This is a genomic window from Corynebacterium sp. CCUG 69979 (assembly GCF_024454095.1).
Taxonomy (GTDB): Bacteria; Actinomycetota; Actinomycetes; order Mycobacteriales; family Mycobacteriaceae; genus Corynebacterium; species Corynebacterium genitalium.
In genome coordinates, this window is record NZ_JAGPZA010000024.1 from 1 (window position 1) to 20,973 (window position 20,973).

The window sequence follows — 20,973 nt, forward strand, 5'->3', positions numbered from 1 at the left end:
GCCAGGACACACCGCGGCAGATCAGGTGAACGACAACGCCGAATGCTGGATTGGTGGCTCTACCTGAAAACGGAACTGCCTGACGATCCCGTACGAATCGCCAGGCAGTCCAACTGGGGCCAGGACCAACTCGCCAAAGTAACAACCCTGACCCACAACGAGAACCAAGCCGACCACCAAACAGGACGACCAGCCCTCTACGACAACGCTATCGACACCAACTACAACCACTCAATCGGCATCCAAAAAGGCCAGATCTAACCCCCACGACACGCCGAGCCAGACACACATTTTGTCGTTTAACCCATGAAGAAGGCCCCTACCAGCGTTTCCACTGGTAGGGGCCTTATCTTAGTAGCGGGGGCTGGATTCGAACCAACGACCTCTGGGTTATGAGCCCAGCGAGCTACCGAGCTGCTCCACCCCGCGTCGAGTGAGTTATGAACTTCACCTGCTGCCGTATCGGCAACGGGTGTTAACTATACGCAGACTTGTCCTGAACAACAAATCCCCTGGCCACACGTGAAAGTGGGCCAGGGGCTCGTGGGGGTGTTCACCGCCCGTTCGCCGGGGGTTCGCCAGCTATTCAGGTTGAGACTGCGTGAACGATTTAGCGCACCGACCCATAAGTCCAAGACAATAACTGCCGGTCAGGAGCTTATGGCGCGACCGTTATGGGGCTGGAACCCTCAAATCGTTCACCGCTAATGGGTCAGGTACGGCCGTCGGGCCGCACCCGACTACTGCCCCTTCTGGTAGTCCTCAACGGCGCGGTCGAGCTCGTCCAGGGCTCGGCCGTATTCCTCGAAGGAACCGTCACGGGCGTCCTCGAGGCCGCGCAAGGCCTCGTCGATAGCCGTCAGGGCTTCCTCTTGGTTGGCGGGCGGGGTGGCTGTGTCGCCGTCGCCCTCGCTTTCCTCGGTCTCCGCGTCGGTGTTGTCCGGGTCCGTCGCCGTGGCCTGGTCCTCGGCGTCGGAAGTAGTCGAGTCATCGGAGTCCACGATGGAGATGTCTTGGGCCTCCTTCGCGTCAATGCCCACCTGGCTGAGCGCCTGGGAGATCGTCGGGGCGTAACCGACACGGCCCTTGTAGAACACCAGCACACGCAGCAGCTTCGGGAACGCGGACTCCTGGTCCTTGCGCTGCGAGTAAATCGGCTCGACATAAAGGATCTCGCCGTTAGCAACCGGCAGGGTGAGCAAATTACCATTCTTCAGCGTGTTGGAGCCCTCCCACAGGGTGCGGTCGCGGGCGACCTGGTCAGAGGACATCAGCGCGTCCTGAGCCTGCTTCGGACCCTGCGTCTGCGTATTGGTCGGCAGAACGCGGACGGTGATCTGGCCGTAGTTGTCCGGGTCGGAGGTGACCGACATGTGCGCGGCGAGGAACTCACGGCTCAGACCGCGGTACGGGGTGATCAGCTGGAAGGTCGGGTCACCCGTTTCTGGGTCGGCGGCCACAACGTAGTACGGCGGCTGGTTGAGCTCCTGGCGGCCTTCCGGCGCGGTCGGATCGTTCGGGACGGACCAGAAGGCGTCGTTGTTGAAGAACACGCCCGGGTCAGACACGTGGTAGCGGGCCAGCAGCTCGCGCTGGACCTTGAACAGGTCTTCCGGGTAGCGCAGGTGGTCGCGCAGCGAATCGGAAATCTCCGAAGCGGGCTTCACCGTGTCCGGAAAAGCACCCATCCACGCCTTGAGGACGGGGTCCTCTTCGTCGAAGGCGTAGAGGTCGACCGAACCGTCGTAGGCGTCGACTGTCGCCTTGACGGAGTTGCGGATGTAACCGACCTCGTTGTTGACCAATCGCTGGTTGGTGCCCTCCGGGTTGAGCGCGTCCTGCGTGGTGTTCTGCAGGGATTCACGGGTGGAGTACGGCAGGGCAGACAGCGTGGTGTAGCCGTCGACGATCCACTTGATGCGACCGTCGATAACAGCGGGGTACGTGGTGCTGTCGGTGGTCAGCCACGGTGCGACCTTCTCCACGCGCTGGCGCGGGTCACGGTCGTACAAGATCTTGGACTCGCTGCCGACACGGTCCGACAGGATGAGGTTGAGTTCCTGGTACTTCACCGCGTACGCGAGGCGGTCGACCCAGTTGCCGATGCTCACGCCGCCTTCACCGTCATAGGTGAACGAGGAAGAGTCGGTGTCGTACTCGAGCGGGCCCTGGCCGACATCGCCGACGATGGCGTAGTCGAGGCCATCTTCAGCGGACGCAATGACTGGGCCGTAGTAGACGCGCGGCTGGTCCACACGGATACCCAGCTCTTCGGCGTCTTCCTTTTCTTCCGCGTTGGCGTTGGCTTGCAGGTCCGACACCGTGAACACCGGCAGGCCACCGCGGGTGGAGCCGGCGTCCTGGGCAGCTTCGTCGACAATGTTGGCCTGTGCAGCCACAAAGCCGTTTCCGTGCGTGTACACCGTGTGGCGGTTGAGCCAGTCTTGCTGGTTCTCACGCAGAGCATTCGGGTCCAGCTCGCGAGCCGCGACGACATAGTCGCGCAGCTCCCCGTCGACTGTGTAGCGGTCCATGGCCAGCTGGTCGGGGAAGCCGTAGAAGTTGCGCAGCTGCTGATTCTGCGTGAACGTCGGCGACAGGATCTCCGGGTCGAGCAGACGGATGTTGGAGATAGTCGCGGAGTCGCGGCCCACTTCCCCGTCGTTCGTGCTTTCGGAACCCCAGTTGCTTTCGTAGGTCACTGTGGCGTCGGTAAGCCCGTACGCCTCACGCGTGGCTTCAATGTTGCGCTGAATGTACTCGGACTCGCGCGCCTGGCGGTTGGGTTTGACGGAGAACTGCTCAACCATCGCGGGCCATGCCTGGCCGATAATGAGCGAGGAGAACAGCATCAGCACAGTCGCCAGCACGGGGATGCGGAAATCGCGGAAGATGATCGACACAAAGAATGCCGCCGCTACCAGCACCGCGATGACTACCAGGATGATGCGCGCCGGCAGCTGAGCGTTGATATCGGTGTAGGAGGCACCGGTGAAGATGTCATTGCTGTCGTAGAGCAGCGTGTAGCGCTCCAGCCAGTAGTCGAGCGCCTTGACCAGCATCCACAGACCGGCAGTGACCGCGAGCTGGACGCGCGCAGGCTTGGAAATGTGGCCCTTCGTCCCGCTGACTTGGTTGGCCACCCGGATGCTGCCCAGCAAGTAGTGGGTCACCAAAGCGACAAGGAAAGCAACGATCAGCAGCATCGACAGCACGCTGACCAGCGTGGACAGCGCCGGCAGCGCGAAGGCGTAGAAGCCTAAGTCACGGCCGAATTGCGGGTCCTGGGAGCCGAAGGAAGAGGAGTTGATCCACAGCAGGAATGTCCGCCAGGAACCCTGCCCGATCATGCCGCTGATGAGCCCCACCACGATGGGCAGCCACACCAGCATGGAGCGCACGCTGGACTGGATGGAGGACTGGTATGCCGCCATCGGCGAATTCGGGTCGGCGAAGACGGAGACCCGTTCGCGGGTGCGCCACGCGATGAAGGCTGCGGCCCACGTGATCGCGCCGCCGAGCAGACCGAAGATCACGAACAGTGCCACACGGGCGAGGATGACGTTGGTGAACACCCCGCGGTACCCCACCTCACCGAACCAGCGGAACTCTGTGTAGAGGCCCACAAGTAGGGGGACGAGGAACAGAATCAGCGCAATGATTCCGAAGGTCACCAGTAGTTTATTCGTGGATTTCCCCGACTCCGGGCGGGGGCGGTTCAGGCGCGTGGCCAAATCCAGCTCCTTATAACGGCTTAGAACGATGAACTATTAAGCTTTAACACTAAAGTGCCTAACGCCTAAAAGACCAGAAGGGTTCCTCAGTTGCGCCAGCAAGCTCTCAACAAGGCCATGATGGAGGCCGTCGAGTTCGTCCACGCGGAAGGCTGGGACGCGCCGCCCACGCTGTTCGCCCTGGTGCCGACGGAGTTGGTCGTGGACCAGCTCGCCGCACTCGACGAGGAGGCGGATTCCCCGTTGACCTTGGTGGTTCAGGAGCTCCCGGAGCACATCCTGCCTGGTTCAGACGAGTTAGGCGACTATATCGCGCGCCTGGCATGGCCAGCAGAGGTCGAGGGCGTCATCCTGGCGCAGGAGATCGTCTTCATGGACACCAGCGGCACTGCCGAAGCGTCCCCGGCCCGGTTGTTCTCCGGCGTGCTGCGGGACGAAGATATTGAGCAGACCTTGCTGCAGATCCGCCCGACCGAAGAGGAGCTGGAAGCGGCTGGCCCGTTCGCAGAAGACGATATCCAACTGCGCGGCGGACCCAACGTCGCACCCGCAGTCATCGGCGCATTGCGGTACAGCTTGGAGAACGATCCGCAGGAAGACGATCTACACTAAGGGGGTCTACTTTAAAGGAGTTACCCCCGTGCCGTCTTCGTCCCTGCCCCGCCATCGCCGTGCGCCTGTCGCGCTCGCGGCGATGAGCTTGGTTGTCACGCTCGCCGCCTGCTCTGACAAAGAGAGCAAAGAGCCTTTGCCGGCACCTGCGCCGGAATCCACCTCCGCTGAGACTGTGGCCGACGAATCCACGGCTGAGGAATCCACGGCGGAAACCAGCAAGCAGAACGGGTGGCGCCGCCGCAGCGACGATTCAGAACTCGTGGCTCAAGTCGCGGAGCAATTCGCGGCGCTTGCGCCCGCAGAGCTTTTCGACGCACTAGATACCTGCTCGGAAACCAGCCTGAAAGGCTCCATCGAATGCACCGGCGCTGATGTGGGAAAGATCCAGTTCTTCGAGTCCGAGTCCATGGCCGCAGACACAAAGGATCTGCTGACTGGGCTGAGGAGCTCCCGCATCGTTGAAGAGTCCGAGGACGGCAACAAGATCGTCGGCTGGTCGATGCTGGGCCGGACCGCCGTCCTCACCGTGGTGGACTCCGACAAGGGCCAGCTGCTGCAGCAGATGGTCGACAGCGGAGATGTTGACCCTGAGCAGCGCATTTACGAGCTGGGGCTAGCTGAAGACGACGGCAGCGGAGTGAAGACCCCTGCGCTCGCCACGGATGAAGAAGAGCAGGAAGGCGAGCAAGAAGAGCAAGACGCGAAGCAGCTCACCAACGAGCAGTAGCGCGCTAGTCCGCCGCGCAGGTTTTGACGGGGGATCCTTCGGAGAAGGCGGACATGGCGGCTACTGCGTCGTCAAGCGTGGCGACGCTCGCGACAACCATATCCCCCGCATCGACCTTGCTTGCTTCCTTGCAGTTGTTCTCGGGCGCGAGGAAGAGTTCTGCGCCGCCGTCGCGTGCGCCTTCGATCTTGTGCGTGATGCCGCCGATCGGACCGACGGAGCCATCTTCGGAGATGGTGCCGGTGCCCGCGACGTGCTTGCCGCCGTTGAGTTCGCCGGGCGAGAGCTTATCGATGACCGCGAGCGAGAAGATCATTCCTGCGCTCGGGCCTCCCACGTCGTTGAAGTTGTAGTTCACCGCAACATCGCCAGTGGGCTCCGAGGACATGGTCACACCCAGCAGCGGGACGGACTCATCCTGGGGGTTGGTGCCGAGGGTGATGGTGGCCTCCCCCGGCTCACCGTCGCGCTCGTAAGAAATAGTGAGCTCGTCTCCGGGATTCTTTGACCGGACGAGGTCCTGGACCTCCTGCGGGGCGGAAACATCGGTGCCATCGACAGCTGTGATGATGTCTTCGGGCTTGAGTGCGTCGGCCGCAGCGCCGTCTTCGAGGACGTCGTGAATGAGGACGCGGGTCGGCTCCCCCAGGTAGCGCATTGCCGCGACCGTGGCGGCAGCTTCGGAGGCGACGAACGTGGCCTCATTGTGCTTGCGCATCTCCTCGTCCGACATATTTGCCGGCATGATCTGGTTGATCGGTACGAGCGTGTCATCGGAGATCAGCCAGCGGCTCAGTGCTTGCCCCACGGTCATGTTGGTGCGCACAGACACTGTCGTCATGTCCAGGTTGCCTGCGGTCGGATCGACATCCACCCCCTCAATTTCGATGACGGGAGTGCCATCGACTTCTTCCAGGGTGTTGAACGTCGGCCCCGGCCCCTGCGCCGCGAACGGCACTGTGAACCGGATATCGGTCCCCGGAATGCCCCCGGCCACGAACAACGCCGCCGCCACCGCAAGGGGAATACCGCCCCACACCACCGCAGCACGGCGGCGTTTCACGGAAGGAGCGGGTTGGTCCGCAGTAGCAGGCAAAGTCACGGCAGTAAAGCCTACAACAGCCCGTTCAAAAGACCGTGTTCGCTTAGAGCGTTGCCTGCTCAGCCCGTTTTTCATTGTAGGGCGTGTTTCACCGCCGGTAGGCTGGCCACCATGGTTAATGGATTCGGGTTCTCTTTCCCTAACGACGACCGCGATGATCGCGACGACCGGGACGGCCAGGACGGAAACGGCCGCAACGACGGCAACGGCCGCGACGATCAGGGCCGCCAGGACAACCCGTTCGGCCAGTTCGGGTTCGGCATTGGCGGCACCCAAGGCTTTAGCGGCGGCTTCGGCAACCTCGGCGAGGTCCTGGGCCAGTTCAGCGAGATGCTCTCCGGCTTGGGCGAGCAGGCCAATAAGGCCGGCCAAGAGCGCCCCAAGCAGGACGCGGTCAACTACGACGTGGCGCTGCGCGCTGCCCGCCAGGTGGTCAAGAACCCGCGTGGTGCGACTGCAGGCGACACGAACGCCGTTACGGAGTCGACGAGGCTTGCGAACCTGTGGATTGATGACGCAACGGCGCTCCCCGATTCCGGCTCCCGCCCCGAGGCATGGAGCGCGGACGACTGGCTGACCAACACCCTCCCCACCTGGAAGCGCATGGTCAGTCCAGTCGCGGAGCACATGGCCCGCGCCCAGCTCGACGCGATGCCGGAAGAAGCACGCGAGATCTTCGGCCCCATCACGCAGATGCTCGGCCACTTCAACTCGATGAACTTCGGCGCCAAGCTCGGCCAGGCACTCGGTGACTTAGCCAACCAGGCGCTGACCGGCAATGACTTCGGCCTTCCGGTCGCGCCGAAGGGTGTCATCGGCATCGTGCCGAAGAACATTGAGCCGATTTCGGAGCAGCTGTCTGTGCCGGGGCAAGAGGTGCTCGTCTACATCTCGGCGCGCGAGGCCGCTCGCCAGCGCCTGTTCACCCACGTGCCGTGGCTCGTCGAGCGCATCGTGTCGTCGGTTGAGGAATACTCCGTCGGCCTGGAGCTGGACACTTCCCACATTGAGGAGAAGATCCGGGATCTCAACCTTGAGTCGGGCGACCCAGCGAAGATCCAGGAGGCGATGCAGGAGATGCAGGGCATGGACATGTCCCCGCGCGTCACTTCGCGCAACGCTGCCGCAGCAGATCGTTTGGAGACGCTGCTCGCGCTCGTCGAAGGCTGGGTCGAGGTTGTCGTCGAGGACGCCCTCGGCTCCCGCATCCCGTCCACTGCGGCGATGACGGAGTCGTGGGCACGCCGCCGCGCGACCGGCGGGTCCGCTGAGAACGCCTTTGCCAGCGTCGTCGGCATTGAGCTGGGCGCTCCGAAGACGAACGAAGCCGCTGACCTGTGGCGCCGCGCTACCACTGCCGTCGGTGCGGAGCGCCGCGACAAGGTGTGGGATCACCCGGACCTGTTGCCCACGGGCGAGCACCTGGAGAATCCGGCAGCCTTCATCGACACGCTTCTCGACGATGCTCCGGACGACCAGTTCGACGAAGAGATCGCCAAACTCGAGGAGATGCTCGCTGAAGAGCCCGGCCCAAGCGAGGACGACCGCGGTACTGACGGCAGCTCCGGCACCGAGGACGACAAGAACGACTAGTTCTGCCCGAACCTCTGGAACGCCTCTAAATAGCCCTTCGCGCGTTCAGCGCGGGGGGCTTTGTCGGCGTGCTCCCAGAACTCAGGGCCGTGGCCGGGGATGAAGGTGTGCACGAGTTCGTGGACCAGCACAGCGTCGACCACCCAGTCGGGCACGTCCCGTAGCCGGTCAGAAATGCGAATGTCACCGGTCGCCGTGCTGCAGGACCCCCACAGTGTCGACTGGTTGGAGGTCCACCGCACGGACCCGATGCGCGCTTGCCCGTCGAGGACGGAGTCGTTGAGGGATTGAGCGCGAGCGAGCAGATCTTCATCGGAGACCGTGCTGGTAGTGAGCTTGCGCTCCATCTTCGCCAGGATTCCGTCGACAGCTTCGCGTTCCTGTGCGGCGGTGAAACGTGCCGGAATGCGAACTTCAATGCGGTCGCCTTTGAACCGTGCCTGCACGGTGCGGGTCCTTCGCGCAGAGCGGATCACGTCCACGTCGTCGCGGTCGAGCATGCGCAGTGTCCTCCCGTGTGCTGCAATGGCTCCTATGGGGGACTCAACATTAGTTCGTTTAGCGCCCGGTGTGAATGTGCTGGTCCGTGGGGAGGGATCGGTGCAGTTCGGGCTGGATGCGTCGAGAAGCGCGGTGCTGGACACGGCGCACCCGCGCGAGCTCAAGGACATCCTAGATGCCATGATCGAGCCTACGGCCGTGCGCGATGTTCTCAACGCCCTGCGAGGCATTCCCGAGATTGATGAGCCGGAGGCGCGGACGCTGGTCAACGATTTGCTGAACTACCGCATCCTCGTCGACGCCAGCGAACGCACCGTCGTGGTGCTCGGCACTTCAGCTTTGGCGGACGAGGTGGTGCGGTTGCTGCGCACCGGCGGGATCACAGTGCGCACACCGCTTATCGACGAACCCCTCCACCCCTTCCTTTCCCGCCAATCCCCTGATACACCCGTCGTGGTTGTTGACCAGGTGCCCCAGCTGGTGCGGCTGCGCGAGGCGCTGGCCGATCACACCGGGTGGATCATCCCGGTATTCACACTGGATTCGCGCGTGGTGGTCGGCCCGGCAAGCCTCGACGGGGACGGTCCGTGCCTTGAGTGTGTGCTCATGCACGCCCAGGAGCGCGACCCGCACACGCATGTCACCGCTACGGCACTGTCGCAGGCCTCGAGCACGAATGCCCCGGATCCTGCGGTGGTCGCCGCTGGCGCAGCTGCCGCCGCGGTGATCGCGCGCCGGTGCGCGGAGGTGCCAGAACCTCCCGGTGTGCTCGTTCCGGAAGCGGAGCCCGGAATCGCGCTGATCATCGACCCCTTCGGGCCGCAGTGGGTGGCTGAGCACCCCCTGGGCACGCACAAGAGCTGCCCTGCCTGCTTGTGAGGGGGCACGGAAGGGGTCAGCGGAAGTCTTCCAAGACGGCCAGCACGTCCTCGCCGTACTGTTCCAGCTTGGACGGGCCGATGCCGGAGATGTCCAGTAGTTCTGCGAGGCTTGCCGGCATCGCCTCGACGACAGACAGAAGTGTCGCATCAGTGAAGACCATGTACGGCGGGTGCTGCTTCTCGCGGGCGGTGTCCAAGCGCCACTGCTTCAAGGCTGTGAATGCGGCCTCGTTGTAGGTCGGCTCGCACTCCTCGTGCCGGCCGAGGGTCTTCTCGGCGGGCGTGGTGATGGGGTTGCCGCACACCCGGCATCTCTTCGGACGCTTGAGGCGGTCAGGGGTGGTCTCGACGTCGAGCTGCGGGGCAATACCGTCGAGGAACCGGGACCTGTCGCGGCTTTTCCGACCACCCTCCTGGCGGGCAAACGACCACGACAAGTGCAGGTGTTCGCGGGCGCGGGTGATGCCCACGTAGAACAGGCGCCGCTCCTCCTCAATCTGCTCGTCGCCAGCCTTGATCGCATGCGAGATGGGCAGCGTCTTCTCCACCAGGCCAACAAGGAAGACCGCATCCCACTCAAGGCCTTTGGCGGCGTGCAGGCTGGCCAACGTCACACCGTCGACAGCCGGGGGCTGCTTCGACTCCGCGCGCTGGCGCAGCGACTGCAACACTCCGGGCAGCGAGTCTGCTTCCCCAGTGTTCACGATGTCGGCGATGAGCTCCACCAACGCGTTGAGCGTCTGCCACCGTTCACGCTGCTGCGCACCCTCGGGTTCCGTGGCACTCAGACCCAGCGGGGCGAAAGCGGCGCGGGCGACAGTCACCGGGTCGTCCGGCAGGTCGTTGCGGCGGGTGGCCTGCACCAGCACGCCGATCGCCTCGCGGATCTCTGGGCGGTTGAAAAAGCCTTCGCCGCCGCGGACTTGGTAGACGATGCCAGCGTCAGACAACGCCTGCTCGAACACCGCCGACTGCGCGTTGAGGCGGTAGAGGATGGCGATTTCGCGGGGTGGGACGCCGCCGTCGATAAGCGTGCGGATCTGTGCCGCGACTTCGCGCGCCTCCGTCGGCTCATCAGCATAGGACGCGAACGTCGGCTCCGGGCCTGGTGCGCGCATGCCCTGCAGCTCAAGGCGGGTGCCAGCAGCGCGGCCGGTGGCTTTAGAGATCACGGTATTCGCCAGGTCTGCGACCTCGGGGGTGGAGCGGTAGTCGCGCTGCAGCTTGACCACGGTCGCGTGCCCGTACGTCCGCGAAAAGTTCAGCAGATAGTCCGGGGAAGCCCCGGTGAACGAGTAAATGGTCTGGTTAGCGTCGCCGACGACAGTCAGATCATCGCGCTGGCCCAGCCAGCCTTCAAGCACACGTTGCTGGAGCGGGGTGACATCTTGGTACTCGTCGACGACGAAGGTTTGGTACTGGGTGCGGAACTCCTCTGCCACCGCTGGCGCGTTCTCCAGGGCTCCGGCGACGTGGAGCAGCAGGTCGTCGAAGTCGAGCGCCATGCCCTCGGGGCTGGTCTTCGACTGCTCGTAGCGCTTGTACACGGCGGCGACCTTCTCCGCGTCCGTTGGCGGCTCACGGTGAGAGTTAGCGACGGTCTCGGCGTAGCTTTCCGGGGTGACTAGAGACGCTTTGGCCCACTCGATCTCGCTGAGCAGGTCACGCACCATATCCTTGTGGGACTCGAGCCCCACAGAGCGCGCTGCGCGACCGACCAGGGGGAACTTGTTGTCAATGAGGTGCCACGGCATGTCGCCTGCCACCTGCGGCCAGAAGTAACGCAGCTGGCGCAACGCTGCAGCGTGGAACGTGCGGGCCTGCACACCGCCAATGCCCATGTCGCGCAGACGATCGCGCATCTCCCCTGCCGCGCGCGAAGTGAACGTCACCGCGAGCACGCGCTGCGGGGCGACAAACCCCTGATCAATGAGGTGCGCGATGCGGTAGGTAATGGTGCGCGTCTTACCGGTGCCGGCGCCGGCGAGGATGCATACCGGCCCGCGCGGAGCGGTGGCGGCGACGAGCTGATCGGGGTCGAGCTGAGTTTCGAGCTGGCTCAGGTCGATCATCGGCTAGCGGTCCTCTTCCTCTGCGCGGGCGGCTTCGCTCAGGTCGTCCGGAGTCTCGTCGGTGTAGCGGATGTACAGCAGGCGGTCGCCCGGCTCGACGGTCTCCGCTTCCGGCGAATCGAGGCGGTAGAGCTCGCCGGAGCGGACCACGCCCAGCACAATATCGGCGAGGTGCCGGGGGTTGGCGCCGACTTCGTCATCAATAATCGCGCGCTCAGCCACGGCGAAACCGGCATCGGGGCTGAGCAGGTCCTCGATCATCTCCACCACCGTCGGTGTCGACGTAGCGATGCCGAGCAGGCGGCCCGCGGTTTCCGAGGAGATGACCACCGAGTCCGCCCCGGACTGCTCGAGCAGGTGCTGGTTCTCGCCTTCGCGTACCGACGCGACGATGTTGACCCCCTGGTTGATCTCACGCACCGACAATGTCACCAAAACAGCGGTGTCGTCACTGGACGGTGCGACCACGACAGAGCGGGCGCGGCTCACTCCGGCGATTTTGAGCACATCGGACTTCGTGGCGTTGCCGTGGACGGCAATGAGGCCACGGTTTTCGGCGTGGGACAAGGCCTCCTGATTGTCGTCGATGACGACAATGTCGGAGGGTGGCATGCCTTCTGCGATCAACGCCTCGACCGCGGAGCGGCCCTTCGTTCCATAGCCGACGACGATGGTGTGGTTGCGCACGGTTTTCCTCCAGCGCTGCAGTTGCAGGGTCTTACGCGAGTCTTCGGTCAGGACGGACAAGGTGGTACCGACGAGCAGCATCAGGAACGCCACACGCATCGGGGTGACCACCAAGATATTCACTAGGCGCGCCGTCTGCGTCACCGGGGTGATGTCGCCGTAACCTGTGGTGGATAGCGACACCGCCGAGTAATACACCGCGTCAATGAAGGTGAGGTGCTCCGAATAACCGTCCTTGTCCAGCCACACAAGCACAGCGACGATGACAACAAGCAAGATGGCGTACAGGAACCGCCGGCTGATCAGTGCCCACGGCGTTGCCTTGTCCGCCTGCGGCAGACGGATGACATTTAGTAGAGCGTGGTCTGGCAACGCCGTCAACTCGTCGCTGCGGTTATCGCGGAAACGGATCGGCGGACGAAACGATGGTGCCATGGGTCACCTCCTTAATGCTGCATGTCTATATCGGACTCTAGACCTGTCGCCGCGGCGGTTTGCAGCAGCTCCTCCAGCTCGCCGCGTTCTGGCAGGTCGTGCGGGGCGAAGTCTTCCCCGGTGCGGACGTAGAAGAACACTGCGTTGACTGGCAGCCCGTCGCCGGCGATGCGTTTCCACGCCTCCCGGTAGACGGCCAGCTGCAGTTTCGCGGCCCGCATCTCCGTCGCCTGGGGTTTGGCGCCGGTCTTCCAGTCGACGATGGTCCAGCTGCCGGGCGGCGCCTCTGGTGTGGGCGCGTCACGGTACACAGCGTCAATGCGGCCGCGCACGGTCGCCGAGCCCAAGTCGATCTCAAAGGGGTGCTCGATGTGCGCCGGAGCGCGCTGTGCCCAGTGGCTGGCCTCAAAGGACGCCTTGAGGCGTGCCAGTGTGGTCGCGTCGACGTCGGGTTCGGTGTTGCCGGGCAGCTCGTCGTCGTCGAGAAGCGGACGCGCGCCGAAGAACCCCTCGATCCACTCGTGGAACGCTGTTCCGCGCTTGGCGTAAGAGTTCGGTTTGAACGGCACAGGGCGGCGCGCGCGGCGGGCGAACTGCTCCGGGTTGGCGCGCAGCGCGACGATGTCGGAGGCGGTGAGCATTGCGGGCATGATGACCGGCACCGACGGGCTCATGGCGGCCTCATGCTCCTCGATCAGCGCTGTCACATCGCGCTCCCACAGCCCGTAGAGCTCACCGGCGGTGAGCTGCGGCAGGTCCGTAAGGGCCGCGTTGACGCGCTCAGCGGCATCCACTGCGGCAGGCTCGGCGCTGTAGTGCGGCCAGAAGCCTTCGCGTTCGCGAGTGTCCGTCAGCTCATCCGTCACCGTCCCGTCCCACCAGGACAACACCTCCGCCATATCCCGGAAAGGCAGGAAGTGGGAGTAGGGCTCCACCGGCTTCTTCCGCGTCGGAGAGATCCCGGACGCCGTGACCAAAAGACGCCGCTCCGCCCGGGTCACCGCGACATAGAACAGGCGCGCTGACTCTTCGGCAAGCTCGGCGGTCTTGTCCTTTTTGTACTGGTTGGTGAGCTTCTGGAAGTCGCTGCGGGTGTCGGCTTCGTCGAGCGCCGTGTACGTGTCGTCCGGGATCGTCGCCACATACCCCAGGAAGGTCTCCGCCGTTCCGCCGTACGTTGCGGCGTCAGCGTGGGCGACAGCGACGGTGCGCCATTCCAAGCCTTTCGCCTTGTGCGCGGTGAGAATCTGCACTCGGTCGCCGGTGTTGGCAACAGTTCCGGGCGCCAGGCCGTCCTCATGCTCGGTGGCTAGCTCCAGGTAGTTCAGGAAGCCTTCCAGATCCGCACCCGGATAGGACGCGACCGTTTCAGCGAATTTGTCCAGATGCACAGTGCCGGTGTCGGAGGGGCGGGAGAGCACCTCGGTGCGGATGCCGAAGATGGAGACGATGTCGTCGAACAGGTCCGGCAGGCGCTTCCCCAAGCTGCGCTTGCGCAGGGCGCGCAGCTGTGAGGACAGCACCTGCAGGCGGGCCAGACCTTCCTCCGTGTAGCGCTCCGGCTCACCGAGGTCTGCCACCGCGTCGGCTAGACCAACGGAGCGCTCGTTCTCCCCGACGGCGTTCTCGGCCTCGCGGATCAAGTCGGTGAGCTGGGCTTGCAACCGTTCCCGCGGATCTGCATCAGGCCCCAGCCCCGCTACGGCGCTGTCTTCTTGGTCGTGCGCCCGGCCGCCGGCCAGGTTCACTGCTCGCCGAGACAAGGCCGTGATGTCTTTCAGCCCCAATCCGCATGCGGGGCCAGCCAGGATGCGCAGAGCAGCGGCAGAATCTTGCGGGTGAACGAGCATTTTCGCGACAGCCACCGCATCGGCGACCTCCGGCACGGTCAGTAGACCTGCCAGACCGACAATCTCATATGGAATGCCGCGCTCCTCCAGAGCTTCAGCGATCAGCGCGGACTGCTTGTTCTTGCGCACCAGCACAGCCGAGGAGACATCACCGTGCTCAGCGAGCTGCTCGTGGAAGTCCGCGGCCAGCATGTCAGCGACGGCGGCGATTTCCTCGTCCACAGGCCCGTAGAAGCCTACCTCTACAGTGCCAGGCTCAGACGCCGGATTCGGATTGAGCGGTTCGACGGCGCGCTGCGGCCCCGGGGCGCCGAGCACGGCCGACGACACTGAGTTGGCCAGTGCCAGCACTTCCGGTGGGTTGCGCCATGAGGTGGTGAGCTGGGCTTTCGGGGCGGAGGCACCGTCGGCAAGCGGAAAGTCGTCGACGAACGCCTGCAGATTAGCGGCAGTGGCTCCGCGCCAGCCGTAAATCGCCTGCATCGGGTCACCGACGGCGGTGACGGTCAGCGGGTACGGGTGCCGCGCGAGGTCGTCGCGGTTTTCGCCGAACAAGCTGCGCAGAAGCACGCGCTGGGCGTGGGAGGTGTCCTGGTATTCATCCAACATGACCACCCGGAAGCGGCCGCGTTGGCTCTCCCCGACCGACGGGTGGTTACTGGCCAGTTGCGCCGCGACGGACATTTGCTCGTTGAACGTGACCACTCCGCGTTCGCGCAGCTCGCGGCTGAGCTCCTCCGCGAGGTCGGTGTAGGCGGCGCGAAGACGCTGCTTGTCTATCCAGCCGCGGACTTCCTTGGCGTACTGCTCTTTCGCTCTGCCGCGGGGAAGGGCTGCGACGTTATCAATGAACGCCTCCGCTTCCTCCCGCACCCGCGACGGCGGCATGAGGTCGTTGCCCATGTTGGCCACGAGCCGCAGCAGAGTGTCCACGACGGTGCTCACACCGGGGTTCGCATCGACACCGTCGAGCAAAGCGCCACCGTGATTGCTCACTACGTCCCAGGCGATGGAATGCAGCTCGGCATCGGTGATAAGCCGCGCGTCAGGCTCCACGGGGACGAGCAGGCCGTATTCGCGGATGAGGTCGCCGGCAAACGCGTCATAGGTGGACACGGTCGGCGCGATGACCTCGAGTGTCTCGGCCAGCCCGCCGCTGGGGTCCAAGTGGCGCACCAGCTGCTCATTCGCGGCGAGCTTCTCCAACCGGGTACGAATGCGCCTACCCAGCTCGTGCGCGGCCTTTCGCGTGAACGTCAGGCCGAGCACTTCCTCCGGCCGGACGTAGCCGTTGGCCACCAGCCACACAACGCGGGCCGCCATCGTTTCGGTCTTGCCCGCGCCCGCGCCAGCGACAACGAGGAGCGGGCCTGGGTCTGCCCCGATGACCGCCGCTTGCTGATCGGTCGGCGGGAACTTCTCCTTCAGATACCGCGACAGTGTCACGGGTTGCATGTCAGCCACGGGTGGTCACCTCCCCTTCCGGTTGCACCGGGCAGATTGCTTTGACGTGGCAAAAATCGCAGTGTTTGCCCGTCACTGCGCGCAGCCGCGGCCCGGTCATTTCCGCCGGCAGCGCGGCAATGCGCGCCGCGAATTCCTCCAACTGCTCCGCATCTTTCGGCGCTTGGTGCGCAGCAGTCACCTTCACTTGGTCGCTGCCGGGGTAGATCAGCGTTCCCCCGCCGACGGTGAGGGGGTCCGCGGTGCCGGCAGCCTCCACCGAAGTTTCCTCGCCCTCTTTCAAGGTGCCGCGCGACAGCGCGAGCTGGTAGGCAAACAGCTGCGGGTTGTCTTCCGCCTCCGCCGCAGACGGATAATTCTTGCCCGTCTTCAGATCAATCGCGTGGACTGCGCCGCTGTCGTCGCGCTCCAACCGGTCGATCCGCCCGCCGAGGCGCAGCCCAGGTGCGACCTCCACGTTGACGGGAACTTCGGTGTCCACGAGTGCGAACGTGCCGCGCGTGTCGTCGACCCATTTCACCGCGCGGTCGAGCAAACGCGTGAATTCCACCGTGTCACTAGCTTCTTTCCAGGACGGAACGGTGAACAGCGCACGGTACGCCTCCAGCGTGTCCGCTTGGGCGAGCTCGACATCAGCCCCGTTTCCCACGGCCTCGAAGAAATAGTGCGCCAGCGTTCCGCGGGTCATGGCATCGCTCGACGCCGGCGCGACATCGCGCTCCAGCACGTTGCGCATGGGGCATTCCAGTAGTCCCTCGATGCGCGAGGGCGACAGGCGTCCAGGCGGTTCCACACCTTCGCTTATCGACGCCTCCCTGATCCCCCACCACTGTCCCGGATCCGCCCCAGGCACACCGGCCTCGGCGAGGCGGGCGAGCTGGCGGGCAGCCTGGTGTTTAACGTCCTCGCTGGAGGACTCGTCGGTGATGGCGCGGCGCAGTTCAGCGACAATGTCTTCGACTGCGAGCACCCGGACCGGTGCCACATCGACGTGCACCTCTTCTCTGCCGGTGGTACTAGTGTCCACCCCGTCGAACAGGGTCTGCTGCTCAGCACCTCCGGACGCGGCAGTGCCGGTGCTGACATGCTCCGAGATGATGCCGCGCGCGTCGGCGAACTGCTGCACGAAGCGGGAGGGCTCAATGACCTCGTCCCCGTCCGGGGCGTCCACAGCAGTGACGATCACCTGCTCCGTCGCACGGCTGACAGCGACGTGGAAAAGGCGGCGTTCCTCCTTCAGCCGATCCACTGTGTGGGAGACCGGGGTCGCCGGGTCGATGCCCTGATCGACAAGGTCGATGAGATCTTCCTGGCGCATGAGCGTTCCGGTTTCACTCAACGTGGGCCATGACAGCTCCTGCACTTCACTGACGATGACGCGGGCGAATTCACGCCCGGCCACACCGTGGGCCGTGAGCAACGGCACTGCATCCGGCACGGCGGTGCGCCGGTCGCGCACACCGGTAGGCAACTCCTGCTCCTCGATGTGGGTAATGAACGCGTCCATCGTGGCGGTCGGTCGACGTTCAGTGAAGTCACCGGCGGCGTCGAACAGAGCCATCATCGCATCCAGGTCACGGTCGGCCTGGGATCCGGCCGCCCCGCCGCGCAACGCGATGGCCATGAGAGATTCCGCCAGCCCGGTTTGCGCCCAAACGGCCCACAACACCTCCTCAACACTGCCGGCATCCTCAACGGCTCTCCGCCCAGCTTCCAGTACGCCACGGATGCGGTCCAAGATGTCCAACTCCCGCTGAGTGAGCATGTCACCAAAGTCGGGCAGCTCACCGCGCAGGGCCAAAAGCTCGCTCAACGTCTCCTCCGCGCGGACATCCGGACGCCACCGGCGCAAACCGCGCAGCAGCCGCCGCAACGTGACCGGATCCGCCCCACCAACCGGGCCGAGCAAAAGCTCGCGCCACTGTGGGGCCTCGAGACCGTTCAGAGCACGTAACCCCAGCAGCATCGCGGTAACAATGCGCTGCTCCCCCAGCACGACGTCTGTCGGGTTGATCGCCACCGGCACCCCTGCCTGAAGCAGCGTGCGGCGCAGCGGCTCAATCATCCCTACCGAGCGCACAACCACAGCCATCTCCCTCCACGGCACCTCATCCTCCAGATGGGCACGGCGCAGCGTGTCAGCCACGAACGCGTTGTTCACCGCCGCGTCCGGCGCAATGACGGCACGCGCGGACGGGGCGCGCCGGGATGCCCCCAGATCGATGACGGGAGCATCCAGGTCCTTGAAGAACAGCGGGGAGGCACCGCGGAACCGGAACACTGCCTGCTCCTCATCGCCGCCCACCACAGCAAGCTCGGACTCCGTGATGAGTTGGGTGGCGAGGATGCCGGAGGCGGGGTCGAGGTGCTGAGCATCGTCGATAAGCACTGTGCCCCACGTGCGCGGCAGAGGGCGACGGACCACCTCGGCCACGAGCTCAGAAGCGGAATAACTGCGTGCACCATACAGCGCCATGACGTTTTGATACTCGGCGAGGAAATCCCCAGCCGCAGACCAGACCGGGATACCGTGCAACTGCCCCATCTCCCGCAGCTCACCGGGGGTGAGAGTGCGTTCGACGGCGCGGAGCAGGAAATCGCGCAGCTGGCGGGCAAACCCGACCATGGGCAACGCAGGCCGCAGCTCCTCCGGCCACGAGCCAGTGCCGTCGGCGGCATTGCCCTGCAACAGTTCACGGATGGCGAAGTCCTGCTCAGCACCCGAAATCAACCGAATCGGGGTCGCCGCGGCGGCCGCCGGATCCTCGCTGGCGCGCAGCAACGCGAAGGCCAAGGAGTGGACGGAGCGGGCGATCGGCTCGTCAGCCACGAACCCGGAAGAGGTGAGCTTCTCGGACAATTCCTCGCGCACGCGGGCGGCCGACTCCTTCGACGCCGTGACGAAGACGATGCTGGAAGGGTCCTGTCCAGCTGCGATGCGGGCGGCGGCAACGTCGATGAGGAAGCTCGTCACACCGGCCCCCGCCGCTCCGGTGACCTTGTGCACACCGCGTTCGGGCAGATCAACCGGCCACGACCGCGTGCTGTCGCGGCGCTCCCGGTGGACCAGGTAGGCCTGCGGGTTCGGAGGGAGAGTCAGGTGCGGCGAACTCATGGATAACAGTCTCTCATCTCACCCCGACACCGGGGCGGAACACGCCGCAAAGGATTGGAACACGTTTTCTAATCGGGTCCGGTGCGCGCCCCGATCGGCGAATAGGGGCCCGGTACAGGCCCCGATCGGCGAATAGCTAGAGCCAGACAGCTAGATTGTCCGAATTTTGGCCCGAAACGGAGCCTTCTAGTCGTCTGAATCTAGCTAATCGCCATGGCGAGGGGGCCGCAAGCCTCGGCGAGCCCCAAGCGCAGACGGCTAGAGCGCCAACAAAGCCCGAACGCGCTCGATCCGCTCGGTCTGTGCCGCCGCCACGTGAGGGTTACCGGCCGCCAAGATCGCCCTGTACTCCAACGCGCGCTCGCACAGGAAGAACAGGTCCGGGATGTGGGACCAGCGGCTGAGGACGTGGTCGTCGACGGCGCCGGCCAACAGCCCGTCGATAAGCGTCAGGGCCGCGGTGTAACCGTGCGGGCGCGGCTCGGCGCTGGGCACAATGTCGCTGAGCGCGGGGGCGAGCGAGCCGGAGAAAAGGCAACAGGCGAGGAAATCCGCGTGGGTGAGCTGCCCGCCCTTGACGGCGGCGCCGGGCGCGGAAGACCAAGCGGCACGCTCGGCGCGGGCCCAAGCATCATCACGCTGGATGGCGGGGGCGGGGAAATAGGCCACGGCGTCGTCGAAACGCAAGGCTGCGGCGATCGCCTCGTCGATACGGGGGCCGGGCTGGCCCTCGATGAAGTCGGTGGCGCGGAAACCGGCCAGAGTGAAGCGGCCGTCGGTGGTTCGGACGGGCCGCGCGATCCGCAGACCCGGAACGGTGACCTTTTCCCGCAGTTTCGACGACCACGCGGCGTGCGCGGGCGCAGAAGAAATGACGATGCGCCCGTAGCGTACCCCGTTGCCCCACTCGTTGCCGAGCGGCTCCGGGCGTGCGTCATCGACTTGGAAAGACGTCAATACATGCCCCGGAATCGCCATATCAGCCGCCTTTCCTACAACGCAGCCGGGCGCGGATACGGCCACGGGTTCGCAAGGCAGGTGTCCGCGTTATCCGGGTAGACCTCGCTCGGCGCGACACGCAGCAGCTCAGCGTTGTTCAGGCTCAGAGTCTGCTGCATCATGATCGGCGCGAGCTCCCCGTTGGTCGGGCACGGCTCGTGGGCCGCATACCCTAGGGCGTGGCCGACCTCGTGGTTGATCACGTACTGGCGGTAGGACCCCAAGTCACCGTTGAAGGGTGCGGCACCGCGGACCCAGCGGGACTCGTTGATGAGCACCCTGTCACCGTGCTCCTCACTGAAGAGACGGCACGACGTTTCCAGGCCCAAGTCGTCGCCGCACAACTCGCGGGCTGTTCCCACCGATGCCAGTTGGATACGCAGATCCGGTTCATCACTGGCGCTGACGTGCTCGAAGCGCACACCCGGATCATTAGTCCACCCGCGCGGGTCGGACAAGGTGGTGTCCACCATCGTGGCAAAGCTGTCATCGCCACCGAAGCGGCTGGTGTCAATGCCGTCTTCAACCTCGGTACTGAAGCGCACCACCTGCTCTTCGCCCTTGCCCACGTTCATTCCGGGCGCACCGATGGGGCGGAACGTGCCCGCCCCTTCCTCGGTGTAGGGGCCGCCTGGGGGCAACTCCGTGATGGCTACCTCCCCCTCGGGCATCGGCGCCACCGTTTTGCGGGTCTCCTGCTCCTGCTCCTCCACCTGTCCCGGAGCGCGGTCTGATGCACCGATGGTCTCCCCGGACGGGGTGTTGACAATGCTCCAGATGACCAGCGCCGTCACCACAATCAAGACGGGAATGGCATACGCGCGCCAACCGTAGGTGCGCGCGAAGCGTGCCAGAGCGCCGTCGCTGGCGGTGTCGGGGTGGTGGCTCATAGGGGTTAATCTATCCCGGGCTTAACCGGAGAAGCCAACAGCACGCGGGGTGGAGTTACCCAATTCCACATAGAGGATGCGCTCGGTGCGCACGACGAACTTCATGCCGCGCTCGTCCTCCAGGGTCAGCGTCGGTGCGCCGGATTCGATGGCACGGGTAATCTGCCCCTGGATATCCTCCTGGTTCTGCGGGGAGGTGATGGACAGTTCGCGGTGGCTGTCAGCCAAACCAATCTTGATTTCCATTGTGTCCTTAAACTTCGTTGTTACTTGCTCGTTGCTGCAATGGTCACATTGTAACGGTGGGC

At 64.7% G+C, this 20,973-nt stretch carries 14 protein-coding genes, 1 tRNA gene and 1 pseudogene; 5 read left to right on the plus strand and 11 right to left on the minus strand.

The genetic code is table 11. The features are described 5' to 3' along the window. Positions 1-261 (plus strand): annotated as a pseudogene (locus tag KBX18_RS10660) (IS256 family transposase); the annotation flags it as partial. A 94-nt stretch (positions 262-355) separates the two neighbouring features. On the opposite strand, the gene KBX18_RS10665 reads toward KBX18_RS10660, so the two are convergent. Together KBX18_RS10665 and KBX18_RS10670 are read right to left on the minus strand one after the other, a co-directional pair. Beyond that, positions 356-429 (minus strand) — tRNA-Met (locus KBX18_RS10665). A gap of 311 nt (positions 430-740) precedes the next feature. Next, on the minus strand, positions 741-3,734 hold the full coding sequence (locus KBX18_RS10670) for a UPF0182 family protein (protein WP_005286006.1): 2,994 nt from the start codon (positions 3,732-3,734) through the stop codon (positions 741-743). A gap of 117 nt (positions 3,735-3,851) precedes the next feature. Between KBX18_RS10670 and KBX18_RS10675 the strand changes: the two genes are divergently transcribed. Continuing rightward, entirely contained in the window at positions 3,852-4,346 is a 495-nt protein-coding gene (locus KBX18_RS10675) for a PPA1309 family protein (protein WP_050748840.1), read from the plus strand. Positions 4,347-4,374: 28 nt separating this feature from the next. Next, positions 4,375-5,076, plus strand: a complete 702-nt coding sequence (locus tag KBX18_RS10680; RefSeq protein ID WP_255996063.1) for a hypothetical protein — start codon at positions 4,375-4,377, stop codon at positions 5,074-5,076. A 4-nt stretch (positions 5,077-5,080) separates the two neighbouring features. Here the strand turns inward: KBX18_RS10680 and KBX18_RS10685 are convergent, their stop codons facing one another. Next, positions 5,081-6,178 (minus strand): PDZ domain-containing protein, encoded by a 1,098-nt coding sequence (locus KBX18_RS10685; protein WP_255996065.1) that lies wholly within the window; start codon positions 6,176-6,178, stop codon positions 5,081-5,083. Between the two features lie 111 nt (positions 6,179-6,289). Between KBX18_RS10685 and KBX18_RS10690 the strand changes: the two genes are divergently transcribed. Next, complete coding sequence (locus KBX18_RS10690) at positions 6,290-7,771, plus strand: zinc-dependent metalloprotease (protein WP_255996067.1); 1,482 nt, start codon at positions 6,290-6,292, stop codon at positions 7,769-7,771. Here KBX18_RS10690 and KBX18_RS10695 read toward each other — a convergent pair. After that, complete coding sequence (locus tag KBX18_RS10695; RefSeq protein WP_255996069.1) at positions 7,768-8,271, minus strand: M48 family metallopeptidase; 504 nt, start codon at positions 8,269-8,271, stop codon at positions 7,768-7,770. The genes KBX18_RS10690 and KBX18_RS10695 overlap by 4 nt on opposite strands. Positions 8,272-8,305: 34 nt before the next feature. Here KBX18_RS10695 and KBX18_RS10700 point away from each other — a divergent pair, with 34 nt between their 5' ends. After that, positions 8,306-9,151, plus strand: coding sequence for a hypothetical protein (locus KBX18_RS10700; protein WP_255996070.1), 846 nt, complete (start codon positions 8,306-8,308; stop codon positions 9,149-9,151). A 16-nt stretch (positions 9,152-9,167) separates the two neighbouring features. Here KBX18_RS10700 and KBX18_RS10705 read toward each other — a convergent pair whose 3' ends face one another. From KBX18_RS10705 to KBX18_RS10735, 7 genes are all read right to left on the minus strand, one after another. Further along, complete coding sequence (locus KBX18_RS10705) at positions 9,168-11,225, minus strand: ATP-dependent DNA helicase UvrD2 (protein ID WP_255996072.1); 2,058 nt, start codon at positions 11,223-11,225, stop codon at positions 9,168-9,170. Positions 11,226-11,228: 3 nt separating this feature from the next. Further along, a complete protein-coding gene (locus tag KBX18_RS10710; RefSeq protein WP_255996074.1) occupies positions 11,229-12,347 on the minus strand; it encodes a TrkA family potassium uptake protein in 1,119 nt (372 codons plus the stop codon). 11 nt (positions 12,348-12,358) lie between these two features. Continuing rightward, positions 12,359-15,652, minus strand: a complete 3,294-nt coding sequence (locus KBX18_RS10715) for an ATP-dependent helicase (protein ID WP_255996098.1) — start codon at positions 15,650-15,652, stop codon at positions 12,359-12,361. Between the two features lies 1 nt (position 15,653). Continuing rightward, a complete protein-coding gene (locus KBX18_RS10720) occupies positions 15,654-18,776 on the minus strand; it encodes an ATP-dependent DNA helicase (RefSeq protein ID WP_255996076.1) in 3,123 nt (1,040 codons plus the stop codon). Positions 18,777-19,034: 258 nt separating this feature from the next. Then, positions 19,035-19,754 carry a hypothetical protein gene (locus KBX18_RS10725; protein WP_255996078.1) on the minus strand — a complete coding sequence of 240 codons (720 nt, stop codon included), beginning with the start codon at positions 19,752-19,754 and terminating at the stop codon, positions 19,035-19,037. A gap of 14 nt (positions 19,755-19,768) precedes the next feature. Further along, positions 19,769-20,665 (minus strand): DUF3152 domain-containing protein, encoded by an 897-nt coding sequence (locus KBX18_RS10730; protein ID WP_255996080.1) that lies wholly within the window; start codon positions 20,663-20,665, stop codon positions 19,769-19,771. Between the two features lie 21 nt (positions 20,666-20,686). Continuing rightward, positions 20,687-20,911: a DUF3107 domain-containing protein gene (locus KBX18_RS10735; protein ID WP_005286043.1), complete on the minus strand. Its 225-nt coding sequence runs from the start codon at positions 20,909-20,911 to the stop codon at positions 20,687-20,689. Positions 20,912-20,973: the final 62 nt, after the last annotated feature.

Coding starts and splice junctions, on each gene's coding strand:
- KBX18_RS10730 (WP_255996080.1), bottom strand. CDS start 20,665: ATGAGCCACCACCCCGACACCGCCAGCGACGGCGCTCTGGCACGCTTC.
- KBX18_RS10695 (WP_255996069.1), bottom strand. CDS start 8,271: ATGCTCGACCGCGACGACGTGGACGTGATCCGCTCTGCGCGAAGGACC.
- KBX18_RS10675 (WP_050748840.1), top strand. CDS start 3,852: ATGATGGAGGCCGTCGAGTTCGTCCACGCGGAAGGCTGGGACGCGCCG.
- KBX18_RS10700 (WP_255996070.1), top strand. CDS start 8,306: ATGGGGGACTCAACATTAGTTCGTTTAGCGCCCGGTGTGAATGTGCTG.
- KBX18_RS10710 (WP_255996074.1), bottom strand. CDS start 12,347: ATGGCACCATCGTTTCGTCCGCCGATCCGTTTCCGCGATAACCGCAGC.
- KBX18_RS10715 (WP_255996098.1), bottom strand. CDS start 15,652: ATGCAACCCGTGACACTGTCGCGGTATCTGAAGGAGAAGTTCCCGCCG.
- KBX18_RS10720 (WP_255996076.1), bottom strand. CDS start 18,776: ATGAGTTCGCCGCACCTGACTCTCCCTCCGAACCCGCAGGCCTACCTG.
- KBX18_RS10725 (WP_255996078.1), bottom strand. CDS start 19,754: ATGGCGATTCCGGGGCATGTATTGACGTCTTTCCAAGTCGATGACGCA.
- KBX18_RS10705 (WP_255996072.1), bottom strand. CDS start 11,225: ATGATCGACCTGAGCCAGCTCGAAACTCAGCTCGACCCCGATCAGCTC.
- KBX18_RS10735 (WP_005286043.1), bottom strand. CDS start 20,911: ATGGAAATCAAGATTGGTTTGGCTGACAGCCACCGCGAACTGTCCATC.
- KBX18_RS10690 (WP_255996067.1), top strand. CDS start 6,290: ATGGTTAATGGATTCGGGTTCTCTTTCCCTAACGACGACCGCGATGAT.